General features: G+C 67.7%; 18 protein-coding genes and 1 tRNA gene. 6 read left to right on the top strand and 13 right to left on the bottom strand.

Translation table 11 applies throughout. From position 1 onward, the window contains the following. Window positions 1–32 precede the first annotated feature (32 nt). From ACFY2X_RS21180 to ACFY2X_RS21170, 3 genes are all read right to left on the bottom strand, one after another. Window positions 33–821, bottom strand: a complete 789-nt coding sequence (locus tag ACFY2X_RS21180) for a TIGR03943 family putative permease subunit (RefSeq protein ID WP_389940192.1) — start codon at window positions 819–821, stop codon at window positions 33–35. A 5-nt stretch (window positions 822–826) separates the two neighbouring features. Further along, window positions 827–1858, bottom strand: coding sequence for a permease (locus ACFY2X_RS21175; RefSeq protein ID WP_389940191.1), 1032 nt, complete (start codon window positions 1856–1858; stop codon window positions 827–829). 64 nt (window positions 1859–1922) lie between these two features. Then, on the bottom strand, window positions 1923–2786 hold the full coding sequence (locus tag ACFY2X_RS21170) for an NUDIX domain-containing protein (RefSeq protein WP_389940190.1): 864 nt from the start codon (window positions 2784–2786) through the stop codon (window positions 1923–1925). Window positions 2787–2878: 92 nt separating this feature from the next. On the opposite strand from ACFY2X_RS21170, the gene ACFY2X_RS21165 reads away from it, so the two are divergent. Next, on the top strand, window positions 2879–4159 hold the full coding sequence (locus tag ACFY2X_RS21165) for a hypothetical protein (protein ID WP_389940189.1): 1281 nt from the start codon (window positions 2879–2881) through the stop codon (window positions 4157–4159). Here the strand turns inward: ACFY2X_RS21165 and ACFY2X_RS21160 are convergent. From ACFY2X_RS21160 to ACFY2X_RS21140, 5 genes are all read right to left on the bottom strand, one after another. Further along, the gene (locus tag ACFY2X_RS21160; protein WP_389940188.1) at window positions 4107–4685 is read right to left on the bottom strand and encodes a hypothetical protein; all 579 of its coding nucleotides are present in this window, start codon (window positions 4683–4685) and stop codon (window positions 4107–4109) included. The genes ACFY2X_RS21165 and ACFY2X_RS21160 overlap by 53 nt on opposite strands. After that, window positions 4682–5251 carry a hypothetical protein gene (locus tag ACFY2X_RS21155; protein ID WP_389940187.1) on the bottom strand — a complete coding sequence of 190 codons (570 nt, stop codon included), beginning with the start codon at window positions 5249–5251 and terminating at the stop codon, window positions 4682–4684. The genes ACFY2X_RS21160 and ACFY2X_RS21155 overlap by 4 nt, the downstream gene beginning before the upstream one ends. Beyond that, on the bottom strand, window positions 5248–5874 hold the full coding sequence (locus ACFY2X_RS21150) for a hypothetical protein (protein ID WP_389940186.1): 627 nt from the start codon (window positions 5872–5874) through the stop codon (window positions 5248–5250). The genes ACFY2X_RS21155 and ACFY2X_RS21150 overlap by 4 nt, the downstream gene beginning before the upstream one ends. Before the next feature lie 136 nt (window positions 5875–6010). Next, on the bottom strand, window positions 6011–6796 hold the full coding sequence (locus tag ACFY2X_RS21145; protein WP_389940185.1) for a M15 family metallopeptidase: 786 nt from the start codon (window positions 6794–6796) through the stop codon (window positions 6011–6013). Between the two features lie 63 nt (window positions 6797–6859). Then, window positions 6860–7762 carry a MerR family transcriptional regulator gene (locus tag ACFY2X_RS21140; protein WP_389940184.1) on the bottom strand — a complete coding sequence of 301 codons (903 nt, stop codon included), beginning with the start codon at window positions 7760–7762 and terminating at the stop codon, window positions 6860–6862. Window positions 7763–7816: 54 nt separating this feature from the next. On the opposite strand from ACFY2X_RS21140, the gene rplK reads away from it, so the two are divergent. Together rplK and ACFY2X_RS21130 are read left to right on the top strand one after the other, a co-directional pair. Then, window positions 7817–8242: a 50S ribosomal protein L11 gene (rplK, locus tag ACFY2X_RS21135; protein ID WP_389940183.1), complete on the top strand. Its 426-nt coding sequence runs from the start codon at window positions 7817–7819 to the stop codon at window positions 8240–8242. A gap of 321 nt (window positions 8243–8563) precedes the next feature. Beyond that, on the top strand, window positions 8564–9745 hold the full coding sequence (locus ACFY2X_RS21130) for an AAA family ATPase (protein WP_389940182.1): 1182 nt from the start codon (window positions 8564–8566) through the stop codon (window positions 9743–9745). A 115-nt stretch (window positions 9746–9860) separates the two neighbouring features. Here ACFY2X_RS21130 and ACFY2X_RS21125 read toward each other — a convergent pair whose 3' ends face one another. After that, window positions 9861–10706, bottom strand: coding sequence for a MauE/DoxX family redox-associated membrane protein (locus tag ACFY2X_RS21125; protein ID WP_389940181.1), 846 nt, complete (start codon window positions 10704–10706; stop codon window positions 9861–9863). A gap of 5 nt (window positions 10707–10711) precedes the next feature. After that, the gene (locus ACFY2X_RS21120) at window positions 10712–11662 is read right to left on the bottom strand and encodes a hypothetical protein (protein WP_389940180.1); all 951 of its coding nucleotides are present in this window, start codon (window positions 11660–11662) and stop codon (window positions 10712–10714) included. 247 nt (window positions 11663–11909) lie between these two features. Between ACFY2X_RS21120 and ACFY2X_RS21115 the strand changes: the two genes are divergently transcribed. Then, window positions 11910–12479: a SigE family RNA polymerase sigma factor gene (locus ACFY2X_RS21115; protein WP_389940179.1), complete on the top strand. Its 570-nt coding sequence runs from the start codon at window positions 11910–11912 to the stop codon at window positions 12477–12479. Between the two features lie 66 nt (window positions 12480–12545). Here ACFY2X_RS21115 and ACFY2X_RS21110 read toward each other — a convergent pair whose 3' ends face one another. Next, window positions 12546–13028 (bottom strand): MarR family winged helix-turn-helix transcriptional regulator, encoded by a 483-nt coding sequence (locus ACFY2X_RS21110; protein ID WP_389940178.1) that lies wholly within the window; start codon window positions 13026–13028, stop codon window positions 12546–12548. Window positions 13029–13129: 101 nt separating this feature from the next. Here ACFY2X_RS21110 and ACFY2X_RS21105 point away from each other — a divergent pair, with 101 nt between their 5' ends. Together ACFY2X_RS21105 and ACFY2X_RS21100 are read left to right on the top strand one after the other, a co-directional pair. Beyond that, window positions 13130–13690 (top strand): YceI family protein, encoded by a 561-nt coding sequence (locus ACFY2X_RS21105; protein ID WP_389940177.1) that lies wholly within the window; start codon window positions 13130–13132, stop codon window positions 13688–13690. A 300-nt stretch (window positions 13691–13990) separates the two neighbouring features. After that, window positions 13991–14080: transfer RNA gene (locus tag ACFY2X_RS21100), tRNA-Ser, on the top strand. Between the two features lie 259 nt (window positions 14081–14339). Here ACFY2X_RS21100 and ACFY2X_RS21095 read toward each other — a convergent pair. Both ACFY2X_RS21095 and ACFY2X_RS21090 read right to left on the bottom strand, forming a co-directional pair. Beyond that, window positions 14340–14792 (bottom strand): iron chaperone, encoded by a 453-nt coding sequence (locus ACFY2X_RS21095; RefSeq protein ID WP_389940176.1) that lies wholly within the window; start codon window positions 14790–14792, stop codon window positions 14340–14342. An 83-nt stretch (window positions 14793–14875) separates the two neighbouring features. Beyond that, the gene (locus tag ACFY2X_RS21090) at window positions 14876–15232 is read right to left on the bottom strand and encodes a VOC family protein (protein WP_389940175.1); all 357 of its coding nucleotides are present in this window, start codon (window positions 15230–15232) and stop codon (window positions 14876–14878) included. Window positions 15233–15289 lie beyond the last annotated feature (57 nt).

Genomic DNA, 15289 nt, shown 5'->3' with positions numbered 1-15289 from the left:
CGTGGCTCGCGCGGAGGGGCGAGAGGCCGGATCTACTCATACGGCTCGGCCGGCGCGTCGATCTTCACCAGATCCGTGCCGGACATTTCCGGATAGACGACCCCGTTGGGCATCTTGCCGAACGTCTGCGGGATCCAGGTGCCGGTGACCTCGACCCACGTGTCCGGAGACGGCGCCTTGATCCCCCTGACCGCGACCTTCAGCGGGAACGCGTCCGCGGCGCAGCAGGCGATCTGCATGCGGGTGACGTACCACTGGTCCTTCTTCTTCGACGGGACGGCGAAGCCGGTCAGCCTGATCTGGCGGCCGGTGAGGGACTTCTTCTCGTCATCCCAGGCTCGGGCGATGAACTCGCCGACCGGCATGTCCACCGGCCCGTTGCCGGTCAGAGGGGTGAAGGAGCTGAGGGCCTGGGAGCGTGGCGGTGGCGCCTCGGATCGGGAGGCGGCGAAGGAGCCCAGGGCGGGCGGCGCGATCAGGAAGATCGCGAACACGGGCAGGCACATCAGCCAGGCGACCCGGGGACCTCCGTGCGAGTGGTCGTGTCCGCCCGCCTGGCCGTGGGAGTGCTCGGGGCCGTGCTCCTCCGGATGGTCGTGCACCTGGCCGTCGGTGGAGGGTCTCTCGGACCGCGAGTGTGATCGCGAGCTGGACCGCGCGGCCTGGATCAGGCCGGTGACACCGAGGATCACCAGCACCGCCCCGGCGCCGATCAGGAATGGCCGGAAGTCGGGTTTGACGTAGTTCAGATAGGTCGTGGAGAACGCCGAGATCCGTAGCACGGCACAGCCGAGCATGGTCAGGACCAGGTTCTGGGTCACGCGGTTCACAGCAGCAGCCATCCGAAAAGGGCGCTCACCAGGACGGCGAGTGCGAAGGTCAGCGGGACGAACCTGGCCGCGAACGCCCTGCCGAACGTGCCGGCCTGTAGCGCGATCAGCTTCAGGTCCACCATCGGCCCGACTACCAGGAAGGCCAGCTTCGCGGTCGGTGAGAACGCGGTCATCGAGGCCGCCACGAACGCGTCGGCCTCCGAGCAGATCGACAGCAGAACGGCCAGGAGAGCCATGATCAGGACCGCCAGCCACGGCACCCCGGCCAGCGTGGTCAGCCACTCACGGGGGACCGTGACGTTGAGGGTGGCGGCGGCCAGACCGCCCACGATGAGGAATCCGCCCGCGTGGAGCAGGTCGTGACGCATCGCCTCGCCGAACCGCGTCCACTTCGGGCCGTCACCGTGCGGGCGGGAGGGGATTCGCAGCCATTCGCTCCGGCCGAACCGCAGCCAGAGCCAGCCGACCACGACCGCCACCGTCAGCGAGGCCCCGAACCTGGATACGACCATCAACGGCTGTCCTGGAAAGGCGACGGCGGTCGCGACCAGCACGATCGGATTGATCGCCGGAGAGGCGAGCAGGAAGGCCAGGGCGGCGGCCGGGGTCACCCCCCGAGCCATCAGGCCCGACGCCACCGGGACGGACGCGCACTCGCAGCCGGGCAGCACCGCGCCGGCCACTCCCGCGACGGGTACGGCGGCGGCCGCCCGCCGGGGTAGAGCCCTGGTCCAGAACGACGCCGGGACGAACGCGGTGATCGCGGCGGACAGGGCCACGCCGAAAACCAGAAACGGCAGGGCCTGCACGCAGATCGCCACGAAGATCGTGGCCCAGGTCCGGAGTGCCGGAGCCGTCAGATAGGGCGCGAGCATGAGCCGGCCCACGACCAGCAGGACGATGACGAGCGCGAAGCCCCACGGCAGGACACGTTTAGGGGAGACCGGACGGCCCCAGGAGTCCGGGGGGAGTGCTTCGTCATCATTGATCCAGGCGTCCAGTGGATCGCTACGAAGCTCGGACATGTCCCGCATCGTCTCAGATCGCGGTGTCCCATGAGGAACATCCAAAAGACGTCCAGGCGGGGCGTCAGAGCTGTGACAGCAGCCACCTGGGGCCGGTGACCATGGCGCCCTCGGCGGTGACCCGCTCGCGCAGGCCCCGGTCGGCGGTGACGACCAGGACGTGCTTCCAGGAGGGGACGTCTCGTACGGCCTGCACGATGGCGTCGTCACCGCTGCCCGGGGCGGTGATGACGGAGGCGCCGGGGAGCGGGGGGACGTCGCGGGCGGCGCCTTCGACGACCATGGTGAAGAAGGGGAACCATCGGTCGAGGGCCGGGAGGCCGTCAGGTGTGGTGCGCAGGCCCTCGGAGCTGAAGGCGCTGACTTCGCTGACCAGCTTGGCGGCGGCTCCGGCGCGGTCCTTCCACCACCCGTGCTCGGCGCGGGCGCCCACGATGTTGGCGACGTCGAGTATGACCACCAGAGGGCTGAGCGCCGGGCTGATGGCGGGCCAGGTCTCGGCGAAGCCCGGGTGAAGCTTCTTGGTGGTGATCTGCTCGGGGGAGAGCCAGCGAAGGTCGGTGCTTTCGCTGTTGGCGGGGACCGCGTCCAGCAGGGCGGAGGCCTCGGCCAGCACGGTCGAGAAGGACCAGCCCCCGTGGTCGTCAAGATAGATTCCCTGAACGCGGAGGTCTTCGCCGCTCAGGGCGGCCTCTTCCCAGGCCTCGCGGAGCGCGCCGGGGATGGCGTCCTCGTGGCTGTCGATGGCGCCGCCGGGCAGACCCCAGGTGCCGCCGTGGTGGCTCCAGATGGAGCGCTTCTGCATCAGGACGCGGGGTGTTCCGGAGGCGTCATGGTGGACGGCGAGCAACCCGGACGCGCCGTGGATGCCCCAGTGCCGATGCCCGCGCTCGCAGTAGGCCCATCCGTCGCCGTCCTTGGCCGCCATGGAATCCATGATGCACCAAGGATCGCGGAGCGCCCGGGGACAAGAAGCGGAAATAAGCCTGGATTGTCGGAGTTCGCTACGATCCTTCCGCTATGGACAGCTCCTTTTCTCCCATCCGGCTGCCCTGGGACATGCTCCGCCTCGCGGCGAAGTTCTTCCTGCCGCTGGCGTTCTTCTACACGCTCGGTCTTCTCGCCCACGACGCGGCCATATTCCTGTCCGTGTGGGTGGCCGAACCCGCGGGGTGGCGGGCCTACGCGGGGTTCGGCATCCTCAGCTTCGCTCTGCTGGCCACGCTCATGGCCTACATCGCGATGCTCAACACGCTGGGCCGCCAGCTGAGCACGGTGGACGCGGCCGTGCTGACGCTGGACGAGCGGGAGCGGCGGCTGGTGGAGGCGCTCGCGCACACGCTGCTGCCCTTCCTGATCTTCTACAGCGCCTGGGAACTGTTCCTCGACGATCTGAAGGACTTCCAGCGGCTCTCCAACGAGCTGAGGCCGCTGTGGCAGACGGACTTCCTCGCGGAGGCCGGGCTGCTGGAGGGCCTGTTCGACATCAACGTCCTGATCGTGGTGGTCACCCTGGTGGTCTTCCTGCTCAAGGTCGTGGTCGAGCGGCTGTACGAGTCGCGGCAGATCAAGGTGCTCGGGCTGGCGACCAGCGGCCTGGAGTGCCTGTGGATGTTCTTCGGCATCATCTCGATCGGCAACTGGATCGGGGTGGCCAAGGACTGGCTGACCACGCGGGTGGTGTGGAAGGACGCGGTGGACCTGATCGACCTGCCCGGGATCGTCCCCGAACCGCTCAAGAACGCCTGGGCGATGCTGTCGCCGTACGTGCCGGACCTGAAGGACGGCCTGGTCGCGCCGATGCTCTGGCTGGCGATCACCGCGGTGGTCTACAGCTCCGACATGACCCAGGACGTGAAGGTCATCGAGGGCACCAGGATCGAGGAGCGGGTGTCCGGCCTGTGGAAGATGCTGCCCGTCCAGGTGCAGACCACGGTGGAGTTCTTCACGCGCGGGTTCCGCGACAAGTACACGCCGATCATCAACGGCCTGCGGTTCGTGCTCCGCGCCGGGCCGCTGTTCTATCTGACCTTCAGCCTGATCTACGCCGTCCTGGAGGCGCTGAGCAAGGTCGCCTTCATCGGCGTGACCCACCTCATCGGGCCGCACGAGGTCATCTGGTGGCAGATGTGGGAGAAGGCGGCCCACCTGCCGATCGAGGTGGTCCACGAGGTTCTCCGGGTCTGCCTGCTGGCGGCCGGGTTCGACCTGGCCCTGCGCAGGGTGGCCGCCAAGACGACGGCCGAGGTCACCGGGGTTGCGGCGACATCCGTACCGTCCCCGGGCGCATCGCCAGCCTGATCTGGACCTGGAGGGCCGAGAACGCGTCCTGCGGGACGACGAACTCCTTCTGGATCTTGCGTTCCTGGCCCACGGCCAGGGGCTTCGGCTTGAAGTTCGCGTCATCGGCCTTGCAACCGGCCTCGTTGCCGCCCGGCGGGGCGAGGTCGGACCGGGTCGACGGCGACCAGACGCGGTTCCGCCGGTCGGTCACCTGGATGGAGCAGTCGCCTGAGGCGCCGGTGAACCACTGGCTCGCGGCCGGGGTCAGCGGCTTCACCGAGAACACCACGACCGCGACCCTGGTCCGGGGCGGCAGCGGCGGGGAGAAGCTCTTTTGCGGCTTTCCCTCGGTGATGCCGCCGAACCGCCACTCCATGTCGTGCAGCCGTACGGGCCGGCCGAGCCCGGCGACCACCGTCGGGCCGCCCTCGCCCGTGCTGTCGTCGTACTTCTCCTTCCACGGAAGCGTCTGCGCGGCCGCGGTGGCCGCCAGCACGGCCACCAGGCCGACGCCGTAGGCGAGGTTGCGCAGCACCGCGTTCATATCTCCCGCACCGCCCCCACCACGGCGGACTCCTCGGGCTCCGCCTTCGTCAGGCCCAGTTTGATCTCGGCCGCCGGACCCAGCACGCGCAACCCCTTTATCTGCTCGGTGTGCACCTTGAGCACGGCGCCGGGCAACTTGACACCGGGGACCTCGAACAGCATCGCCCCGTAGGCCGGGATCCCCGGCTGCAGAGTCTCCTGGTTCAGGGTGTCGGAGAGGGTGCTGGCGGCGTACACGTCCCCGTCGGTGGTCACGATCTCGGAACCCTTCAGCTGGAGCTCCTTTCTCGTGGCCGAAGCCGTCGCCCAGACGATCACCCAGGTCCCGACGGTGCTGTGCGGCTTTCCTTCCGACCCGAAGGAGTCCTTGATCTTGAGGGACTTCGCGAGCTGGACCCGGTCCACCCGGATCTGGAAGTCGACGGTGTCGATCTCGTCGCGGACGTCGCCGGTGGAGGCGATCGGAGCGTACCGCCGGTCCGCGCCCGGTGACAGCCGGGTCACCATGACGATCGCCGCGAGCAGGGCCACCCCGGTCAGCAGGCTCAGGATCCGGCGCGTCATCCGGCCCGGCCCACGTCGCCGGAGTAGGTCGCGAGGACCTCCCCGTCCCACCACTCGGACAGGGACGACTGGAATCCCGGCCCGTAGGCGGAGTCGGTGAAGTCCATCGTGACGTGCTCGGGGTCGGCGTACTTCTCGGGAATCCTGTAGACGATCATCACCTTCTCCGGCAGGTCGGGGTGAAGCTGGTCGCGGCTGTCGTCGCCGTCACGGACGACGAACTGCGTGTGCCGGTCCTTGAAGACGTGGAGCCTGCCACCCGGAGAGGTGGTGATCTGCAGTTGCTTGGCCAGGTCGTCCGTCGTCGCCGTGTCATGGCCGGCGTTGGTCACCTCCAGCTCGACCACCAGGAAGCGGCCGGGCTTGGGATCGCCGAACTTCGGCGCCGGGTCGACGGTCGCGTACCACACCTTCTGCGGCCTGACCTCGAACCGCTCTCCGTTGACGACCTGGCCGAACTTCCGCTGCGGGATCGGCACCCTGGCCGTCTCCAGCCCTCCGGTGGGCCAGGCCAGCGCCAGTACGGTGGCCAGCACGAAGAGTACGGCCGTCAGTACCATCCACAGCCGCCGGTATTCCCGAGGTGACTCGGTTGTACCCGGGGAGGAGTCCGGAGAAGTCACGGCGGGGATCATATCGGGCATTCCACTACGCGGCGGCGGAGCCGGGGTGTTCACTCCCGGCGCCTGCGGAACACATGTACGGCGGTGCGTCCGGCGCCGAGGCGCCGCAGCAGGTTCCGGCCGAGGCTCTCAGGTCTCAGCCGCCGCCCTTGCTGAAGTGCTGGTAGTCCTTGATGCCCGTCCAGGAGCCGCCCCACTCCCAGCCGAGCCTCCCGAAGGCCCTGACCACCCGGTCGCCGGGGTTGATGACGCCGGGCGCCTCCAGCGGACGCTCGGCGAACTTGCGGGCGTTCTTGTGCGCCACAGAGCCGTCCGAGGACACGTAGGGGTTCTCGCGGGGGTTGATGTCGATGGCCCTGCCGTACGCGTGCTGGGACCAGTTGCTCGATCCGGTCGCCGCGCGGCAGTTGAAGGCCGAGGTGTTGTCGGCGTCGATCGAGTCGAAGTCGTCGCCCTTGTAGGCGTCGACGGGCTCCATCTTGTAGATCGGCCAGCGCCAGCCGTACAGGCGCCTGAAGACCGTGATGATGTCGTCGGCGGCGCTCTTGTGCACGACCAGTTTGCCGGTGTGGGGCTTGTCGTCGAACCCCCAGTAGCTCATCGTGATCATCCGCAGGTCGTCGAGCGGGACGGGGCATCCGGGCCGCCAGGAGTAGCGGAGCTGGGCGCGGGTGACCTTGGACACCTCGGCGGAGAACTTCGGCGGGCCGGTGGGGCTCGGACTCGCGGTGGTCGGGCCGGGCGAGGCGGCGGTCTGTTCGGGTGAGGGCGAGGGCGAGGACGAGGGCGGCGAGGGGGGCTGCCCGGTTGTGAGCGGCCCGGTTCGCGTGGGCTGTGCGGACTGGGGTGCGGCGACCGAGCCGCACGCGGTCATCGTGACGGAGCCGAGGGTTATCACGGCGATCGCCCGGATATGCGTCATGAGCTGGGAGTTTTTCACTTGTGACCCCCGGATGAACGGCAAGCCTCCATTGTAACTATTTGGCTACCTGAAGTGACAAGCGATCGCGGCGGAGATCCAGTCGTAGGCGATCATGATCTCGGACGGCCAGGGTGTGCCGTTGATCACGGCCAGCAGCTTCCAGTAGTGGCTGGCGCGCGGGTCGTACTCGGCGTAGTCGCGCACGATCGACTCGCGCGGGCGGCTCTGCGACTCGGCCATGATCGTGACGATCCGGCTCACGATGGGCGCGGCGGCCTCCGATTCGGGGGCCACCCCCTTGCGCGCCGCGGCAAGAGCTTCATCCATGATCAGGTTGTTGGCCGCCTGCCAGGCGGCGACGTCGATCTCGTCCGCGTTCTCCCAGAAATCGCTGTTCATGTCGCGCAGGGAGGCGCGGAAGCCGGCGTCGGCGAGCAGCTCGGTCAGTTCCAGCCAGGCGTCGAGCTGCTCGATGCTCGGCTCGTCGGGCAGGTCGGGCACCATGGCCACGCGCAGGTTGCCGATCCACTCCTCAAGCGCCGGGTTTCCGTCGGAGACGTCGTCGACGAAATCGTTCACCAGCGCGGTCAGCTCCGCGGTGCCGAGCCGTCCGAGCGCGTTGAGCCGGCGCAGGTCGTCGTCGGTGGGATCGCCCCGCTCAAGCGTGGCCCGCAGTACGGCCCGGGTCCGCTGCAGTGACTTGATCCGCGCCTCCACCGTGCGCAGGTGCAGGAGCAGGGTCTGGCGCAGGTCGCGCTCACCCAGCGACTTGATGGTCGCCAGGTCGACGTCCATCTCGCGCAGCGCCCGGACGAGCTCCAGCCGCACCCGGTCGTCGTCCTCGTAGAGGCGGTATCCACCCGATGTGCGCTCCCGTTCAGGAAGCACTCCGGTGTCGGAGTAGAAGCGGATGGTCTTCACCGGCACCCCGGAGAGCCTGGCGAGCTGCCCGATCGTATAGCTCATGGTCCCGATATTTCTGTTGAGTCTCCAGTAACTGGACACTTTACCGTGGCGGGCATGTCGAAAAAGAAGATCAGCCGAGTGGTGAAGCTGCAGTTCAAGGCCGGTGAGGCCAGCCCCGCGAGCGTAGGCAAGGACCTCGGTCCGCTGGGACTCAACATCATGGAGTTCTGCCGCCAGTACAACGCGGCGACCCAGGGTCAGCGCGGGTTCGTCGTCCCGGTGGTGATCACCGTGTTCGAGGACCGGTCGTTCGAGCTGGCGACCAAGATGCCGACCACGGCCTCCCTGATCCGCCGGACCCTCGGCCTGAGCGGCGGCAGCCAGCGTCCGGGTCACCAGAGCGCCGGTACGATCACCCGCGCACAGTTGCGCGAGGTCGCCAGGACCAAGATGCCCGACCTCAACACCACCGATCTGGACCAGGCGGAGAAGGTCGTCGCGGGTACGGCACGTTCGATGGGGCTGACCGTCCGGGACTGAGCGGTCGCGGGCGAGCTTGCCGTACGGCTTTCGCCCGGATTTCAGGCACCTTGGCGAGCGCGTCCACGTTCTTTGGCTGGGCTTTTCTTCGAAACTCTCGTCCTTGTGTTCGAAGTGGCGCTACAGTCGAGGGCATTGGGTCGAACACGGGTTCGGACAGATGTCTGCCCAGGTGAGGGGTGTGTCATGACGATGCTCGCAGCGCCGTCAGTGACCTGCACACCCGTTCTGCGGGCACCTTCCCGGCATCACGCGACACGCCGTAGCGCTTTCTATGGAAATCTACGTCGGCCGCTATATCCCGTCATAAAGTCCGAGAGCGTGGACCCCGTGCGCAATCCCTACGCCCCCGGTGCGGGGCAGCGTCCCCCAGAGCTCGCCGGGCGAGACCGCGAGCTGCAGCAGTTCGAAGTCGTCCTGGAGCGGGTGGCCCGTGGGCGCCCGGAGCGCAGCATGGTCATCACCGGCCTGCGCGGCGTCGGCAAGACCGTCCTCCTCAACACCTTCAAGTCGATGGCCATGCAGCGGCTGTGGGGCACCGGGAAGATCGAGGCCCGGCCCGACCAGTCGATCCGGCGGCCGGTGGCGGCCGCCCTGCACATGGCGATCCGCGAGCTGGCACCCAGGCACCGGGCGCCCGAGCGCATCGAGGAGTTCCTCGGTGTGCTCAAGGCCTTCGCGATGCGCGATCCCGCCGCGGCCAAGGGCACCTCGCACTGGTCTCCCGCGATCGACGTGCCCGCCAGCAGGGGCCGAGCCGACTCCGGAGACCTGGAGATCGACCTCACCGAGCTGTTCGTCGACGCCGCCGGGGTCGCCACCGACCTGGGTGTCGGCATCGCCCTGTTCATCGACGAGATGCAGGATGTGCAGGCCCCCGACATCTCCGCCCTCTGCGCGGCCTGCCACGAGCTTTCTCAGAGCGGCGGCCCGCTGATCGTGGTGGGCGCCGGTCTGCCGCACCTGCCCAGCGTGCTGTCGGCCAGCAAGAGTTACTCCGAGCGGCTGTTCCGCTACGCGAGGATCGACCGGCTCGACCGGGAGGCGGCCGACCTCGCGCTCATCGCCCCGGCCGAGGGTGAGGGGGTGGAGTTCACCCAGGAGGCCCTCGACGCCCTCTATGAGGCGGCCGACGGCTATCCCTACTTCGTCCAGGCCTATGGCAAGGTCGCCTGGGATCTGGCGCTGCGCAGCCCGATCACCGTCGACGACATCAGGATCTCCGCGCCGGAGGCCGAGGAGGAGCTCGCGGTCGGGTTCTTCGGCAGCCGTTACGAGAGGGCCACCCCCGCCGAGCGCGACTACATGCACGCCATGGCCGTCATCGGTGACGAGCCGGTGGCCACGGCCGACGTGGCCGAAGGTCTCGGCCGCAAGCCGTCCAGCCTCTCCCCGGCCCGTGACAGCCTTATCAAGAAGGGCCTTATCTACAGCGCCGAGCGTGGGCTGATCGCGTTCACCGTGCCACATTTCGGAAAGTTTCTGCGTTCTCAACCCATCTGAACATATGTTCGATACAATGGCGACTGTCTCCTAGACCTCTATATGGCTCTCTAGTGGGGAAGCTAGAGAGCCATATAGAGCTGAATCATGGTGCGCTAGAAAAATCTAAAGATCTCTAGCGTCCAGCCGATACGGGGATAGATTCCTGCAGAGACCCGATCTCGACGGGTCGCCCCTCGACGTCGACCATCGCCACCCGCACCGCCGGGTGCCGGCCGCTCAGATAGACCGCGAAGACCACGTCCACCGGGTCGCCCGCGTGGCTCCGTCCCGGATAGACGAAGAACCGCCAGCAGAGCTCTCGCCAGCTGTCGATCGGATCCGTGCTCGACAGCAACCGCTCGTGCGACCGCCACGCCGTACTCGAACGCAGGCGCCCGAGCGTGACCGCCGGATCGATCGGGCGCTGCTCGCAGGGGGCGCGATACCGGAGCCGGGCGGCGGCCTCTTCGATCTCCGGGGAGAGTACGGCGAGCACCAGCAACCCACCGACCGCGGCCAGCACCTGGAACCACGTGAAACCGGTCAGCACCGACCAGCCCGAGATCGGCGGGGTCCAGGCCATCCCCGCGGCCATGGCGGTCAACACCATGGTGCGGCCCAGCGAGCGCAACCCCACCGGGATGGCGCTGACCTCGCCGAAACAGCCACATCCCACATCGGGGCGACGGCGCCGCAACTCCCACAGGACATAGGTGGACACCGCGAAGAACGCGACCGCACCCCATCGGAACAGGGGATGGCCGGTGGTCGTCAGGCCGACCAGCAGAACCGCCTCCCCGCCCGCGCAGCCGAGCATGGCGGGCGTGCGCCAGCGGTCGGTCACCAGCACCGCCGGTCCGAGCCTGCCCAGCACGCCCGGTTCGGAGTCGCCCATGACCGTCCACACCTTGGCGAACGCACCCGCGGCCAGCAACGCGCCCAGTACCGGAAACTGCGCGGTGATGATCGTCGTCAACATCTGCGTCATCCCAATCCGACCCGGGCGTTGAAACACCCCTTGGTGAGGTCTCCGCCGAGCTCCACGAAGGAGGCCGCCGACAGTTCCACGATCCGGCCTCGCGGAGAGGTGCCACATTCCAGGCACCGGTCGCAGAACCGGCCGGCCAGGCAGCCGCAGGCCGCGACCGGCAGGACCGAGGTGCGTCCGGCGCACACGTTGCGAACGTTGAGCATCGAGCCCAGCGCGAGATAGGGAAGCCCGGCACACGACACTCCGGCATCCTGGCAGTCCGTGTCGGAGCGTTCCAGCATGGGGTAGGCCGCTCCCCGCTCCTCGTGGTCGAAGGCGTCCGACCAGGTGGCGGTGCCCGAGATTCGTGACTGGACGCCGCTGTAGCCGGGAAGTGGTTTCGGCACGGCCGTCCATCGGTAGGGCGGCTGCGACGTCGCCGGCAGCCGGGCGTGAACCACGCCGTCCTCGCGGACCCCGATGGCGTCGAACAGGTATCCGGGCTCGAACTGCGGGTGCCGGACCCGTATCCTCCCCGAGGCCCCGTAGGGAATGACGATCGTGCGCCGGCCCCGGTGCGGCCCGCAGTACAGCTCTATGGTGCGGTCCTTGGGACCGGCGTCGACGGACTGGATCACCCCGGTGATCCGGGTGATGTCCGCCCAGATCCGTTCCACGACCCGGCCCGACTGCACCGCCCTGATGATCACGTGAGCGCCCAGCGGCAGGTCGGCCGGAGCGACGGTCTCGCCGCGCCAGGCGGTCGCCCACGGCGCGATGACGAGCCGCTCCTCGCGTCCTTCGGGGGTGTCGATGACGATCAGATGGGGGCTGACGTCCAGGATGGTGCCGGTGACGGAGTACAGGAGCTCGCCTTCGTCGGAGACCGGGCCCGGATCATCGAGGGGCCGGCCAAGCGCGGCCGCCGCCAGAACGCGGCGGCGGTCAACGCTGCTGTACGGCATCATCACTCCCATGTTTCGGTGAGGTTTCCCTGTTAGCGTCACACGCTTGCCGGAATCCTGCCGTTTGCTTACGCCAATAGGTCGAGCATGTGTCCGACCTCGTATCAAAATTCCCATCCCTGGTGCAACGCGTTGTCATCCACCTTGGGGCAAACCCGTACCTAGTCCCCACCAGATGTCCCGTTACCGAGCTGAGCCGATTTTTGCCGTTGATGGGACGAAACATAGGTTCCGGTTCAGCCGAATTATGGGCTCCGGCTGCGATTCTGGCCACGAGACGCACCCTGACCACAGGCTGGTGATCGCGGTGACCGGCGGGACGCATGAGGAGTTCCGCGAGTATGTCGTTGCTCGCGGTCCTGCGCTGCTGCGTGCCGCCTACCAGCTCACCGGGCATCCCAGCGACGCCGAGGACCTGCTCCAGGCGGCGCTGGCGCAGACCTATCTCGCCTGGGACCGGATTCAGGATCGCGCGGCTCTGGACGGTTACGTGCGCCGGGCGATGGTCAACATCAACATCTCCTGGTGGCGGCGGCGCAAGCTGGAGGAGTATCCGTCGGACGAGATCCCCGAACCGGTTCTCCCGAGCGGCCACGCCTACCTGCCCGAACGCGTGGAACAGGCCCTTGAGCGGTTGCCCAACCGGATGCGGGCCGCGGTCATGCTGCGCTACTACGAGGACATGACCGAGCCGGAGATCGCCAGGGCCTTGGGAATCAGCGTCGGCACGGTCAAGAGCACGGTTTCACGGGCGATGGCCAAGCTCCGAGGTGACCTCACGATTCCGGAGCAGCGGCAGCTGGAGCCGCAGCCCTGAGGCCGGTCCGCCGGGTCGGATCCGGAGGACTCGCTGATCCGCCGACAGCCGTATGGGATCCGGCCCTCATTCAGATGGCACGAGTGGCTCGACCCCTGCCGTGGCGCATGGCCGTACGGCGTCGCGGATGATCCTCAGCGCGTCCAGGAAGGCGCTGAGCTGCTCGGGCGAGAGCAGGCCGGTGAACCAGGTCTCGATGTCCTCCAGGTGCTGCGGGAGCACGGCGCCGAGCCGGTCGACGCCGGCTTCGGTGATGGCCGCGTAGGAGGCCCGGCGATCACTGAGACACGCCTGCCGTACGACCAGCCCCTCGCGCTCCAGCCGGTCCACAACCCTGGTCACCCCGCTGGTGGACAGGTTGGTCTGCGCGGCCAGGTCGCTCATGCGCAGCCGCCGGCCGGGTGAGCGCGCCAGCCGGATCAGGGTCTCGAAATCGATCTCGGAGAGCCCCACCGAGGCAAGGGCCGCATGCGTCTTCGCCGCCAGACCGCTGAAGGCCTCGGCCAGGAGGCCCATCGCCGTCAGCCGGGAGTCATCAAAGGGGATCACGCTCCCACTGTATCCGACGATAGTTGACGAGAGGAATATTCCTCGTGTAGAAATCTGTTGACGCAAATATCCGCAAAGCAAGCATCTCGTTTGGAGCAGGCATGAGCACTCGGACCTGGGAAGACCTTCAGCTCCCCACCGCCGGCACCTACGTCATCGACGTCGCCCACACCCGGGTCGGCTTCATGGCCAAGCACATGATGGTGAGCAAGGTTCGCGGCAACTTCGGTGACTTCTCCGGCACCGTCACGGTCGGCGAGAACCCCCTCGACTCCTCCGCCGAGCTCACGATCAAGACGGAGAGCATCAGCACCGGTGTCGCCGACCGCGACGGCCACCTGCGCAGCGACGACTTCCTCGCCGTGGAGAAGTTTCCCGAGATCACCTTCCGCAGCACCCGCGTGGTCGGCTACTCCGGAGGCGAGTTCACCGTCCTGGGCGACCTCACCATCCGCGACGTCACCAAGCAGGTCGAGCTCACCGTCGAGTACGGCGGTGCCGGCATCAACCCCTGGGGCCAGAAGGTCTGGGGCTTCTCCATCACGACGGAGATCAACCGCGAGGACTTCGGCCTGACCTGGAACCAGGCCCTGGAGACCGGCGGTGTCCTGGTCGGCAAGAAGGTGAAGATCGAGATCGAGGGCGAAGCCAACCCCGCCTGATCTCCGCCGCACACCCGGGCTCCCTCGTCTGAGGCGATGCGGGCTTCTCTCCCCGGCTCTCCCCGGTGGAGAAGGGGCCCGACGGGGTCCACTGAGCGAGATTTTGCGTCTTGCGAGGCAAGAATCCCCAGAGCCGCCGGTGCGTCTAGCTGGGAGATCTTGCCCCTGTCCACAGATGTGGACCAGGTTATCCACAGACAGTGGATAACCTGGTCCCATGCCCTCCCGGAGACACAGCCGGGAATCGCTTTGCTGCCTCGGCAAATGGCCGGTACTCTGTGCTGAGCCACACGGCAACCAGGAGGCTTCGCCTAGTCAGGTCTATGGCGCCGCACTGCTAATGCGGTTTGGGTTTACCGCCCATCCGGGGTTCAAATCCCCGAGCCTCCGCTCTCAGCTGCTCGTTCCCCGACGTTAGGGTCGCCGGGGAACGAGCAGTTTTCGTTTGGGGAGCGATCAGGTGAGCAGTTGGCCTCACTCGCCCCGCAGCGCGGCTCCCCTGCGGGCGGCCGCGTCGCGCACCTGAGGGGACGCGACAGGGCTTCGACCCTGCCGTTCCACCGACTATCGTGATCTTGCTTTTTCGAGGTGAGTACGCGCAGTCCGGTGACGATCCCACCGGGGGTCCAGCCCGTTCAGCGGGCACGCCTCAGCTCACTGCCTGCTTCACCAGCGCGCTGATCCGCGCCTCCACCTCGGGCGTCACCTCGGTCAGGGCGAATGCGGCCGGCCACATCGTGCCCTCGTCCAGCTTCGCCTGGTCGTTGAACCCGAGCGTCGCATAGCGCGCCTTAAACTTCTCCGCGCTCTGGAAGAAGCAGACGATCTTGCCGTCCAGCGCGTAAGCGGGCATCCCATACCAGAGCTTCGGCGCTAGGACCGGAGCGCTGGCCATGATGACGGCATGGACGCGCTCGGCCATGATCCGGTCCGAGTCCTGCATCTCGGCGATCTTCGCGAGCACGTCTCGCGCCTCCTCCGCCTCCTTGTCCGCGCGTGAGCTGCGGCGCACTGCCTTCTTCTGCTCTTGGGCATGGTCCTTCATCGCGGCCCGCTCCTCGGCCGTGAATCCCTTGTACGTGCTGCTTTCGGCGCTGCTCATGGCAAGTCCTTTTTGAACGAAGTGGGTTTGTCGTCTTGTCGGCGGCCGCCACGCCGCAGATATGGCAGGGGCAGGGTCGGCGCTCACCGGTCCTGCAGGAGCCCGAGGACGTTGCCATCGGGGTCGATGACGGTGGCCACCAGGCGGCCGCCACCGACCTCGTGCGCGGCCTCCTTCACGGTGGCCCCCGCGGCGGTCACCTCGGCCAGCTTCGCCTCGATGTCCGGCACGTGCCAGTAGGTCACCGGCGAGGTCATGCCCTGCGGTCCACCGTCCGGCACCAGCCCGATGTGCTGGCCCTCGGCCTCGAAGCCGACGTAGTAGGGCGAGTCGGTCTGCGGCGGGATACCGAGCAGGGCCGCATACACCGCCTTGGCCTTCGCCAGGTTGGACACGGGGTGCAGCACGGTCCTGATTCCCTGGGTGGAAGAGCCGGTCATGGTCACTCCTGTAGTCGTGGGTCACACCGACCCGCTGTGCGTATTCACAGCTTTCCT

Source organism: Streptosporangium sp. NPDC000396 (assembly GCF_042898655.1).
In the GTDB taxonomy this organism is placed as follows: Bacteria; Actinomycetota; Actinomycetes; order Streptosporangiales; family Streptosporangiaceae; genus Streptosporangium.
Note: the sequence above shows the minus strand (reverse complement) of the source record. Positions and strands in the feature narration are given on the sequence as shown.

Excerpts from the sequence above, each read along its gene's own strand:
- ACFY2X_RS21105 (WP_389940177.1), top strand. The coding sequence starts at position 13,130 with ATGAGCACTCGGACCTGGGAAGACCTTCAGCTCCCCACCGCCGGCACC.
- rplK (WP_389940183.1), top strand. The coding sequence starts at position 7,817 with ATGTCGAAAAAGAAGATCAGCCGAGTGGTGAAGCTGCAGTTCAAGGCC.
- ACFY2X_RS21145 (WP_389940185.1), bottom strand. The coding sequence starts at position 6,796 with ATGACGCATATCCGGGCGATCGCCGTGATAACCCTCGGCTCCGTCACG.
- ACFY2X_RS21125 (WP_389940181.1), bottom strand. The coding sequence starts at position 10,706 with ATGTTGACGACGATCATCACCGCGCAGTTTCCGGTACTGGGCGCGTTG.
- ACFY2X_RS21170 (WP_389940190.1), bottom strand. The coding sequence starts at position 2,786 with ATGGCGGCCAAGGACGGCGACGGATGGGCCTACTGCGAGCGCGGGCAT.
- ACFY2X_RS21095 (WP_389940176.1), bottom strand. The coding sequence starts at position 14,792 with ATGAGCAGCGCCGAAAGCAGCACGTACAAGGGATTCACGGCCGAGGAG.
- ACFY2X_RS21175 (WP_389940191.1), bottom strand. The coding sequence starts at position 1,858 with ATGTCCGAGCTTCGTAGCGATCCACTGGACGCCTGGATCAATGATGAC.
- ACFY2X_RS21090 (WP_389940175.1), bottom strand. The coding sequence starts at position 15,232 with ATGACCGGCTCTTCCACCCAGGGAATCAGGACCGTGCTGCACCCCGTG.
- ACFY2X_RS21160 (WP_389940188.1), bottom strand. The coding sequence starts at position 4,685 with ATGAACGCGGTGCTGCGCAACCTCGCCTACGGCGTCGGCCTGGTGGCC.
- ACFY2X_RS21140 (WP_389940184.1), bottom strand. The coding sequence starts at position 7,762 with ATGAGCTATACGATCGGGCAGCTCGCCAGGCTCTCCGGGGTGCCGGTG.
- ACFY2X_RS21155 (WP_389940187.1), bottom strand. The coding sequence starts at position 5,251 with ATGACGCGCCGGATCCTGAGCCTGCTGACCGGGGTGGCCCTGCTCGCG.
- ACFY2X_RS21165 (WP_389940189.1), top strand. The coding sequence starts at position 2,879 with ATGGACAGCTCCTTTTCTCCCATCCGGCTGCCCTGGGACATGCTCCGC.
- ACFY2X_RS21115 (WP_389940179.1), top strand. The coding sequence starts at position 11,910 with ATGGGCTCCGGCTGCGATTCTGGCCACGAGACGCACCCTGACCACAGG.
- ACFY2X_RS21120 (WP_389940180.1), bottom strand. The coding sequence starts at position 11,662 with ATGCCGTACAGCAGCGTTGACCGCCGCCGCGTTCTGGCGGCGGCCGCG.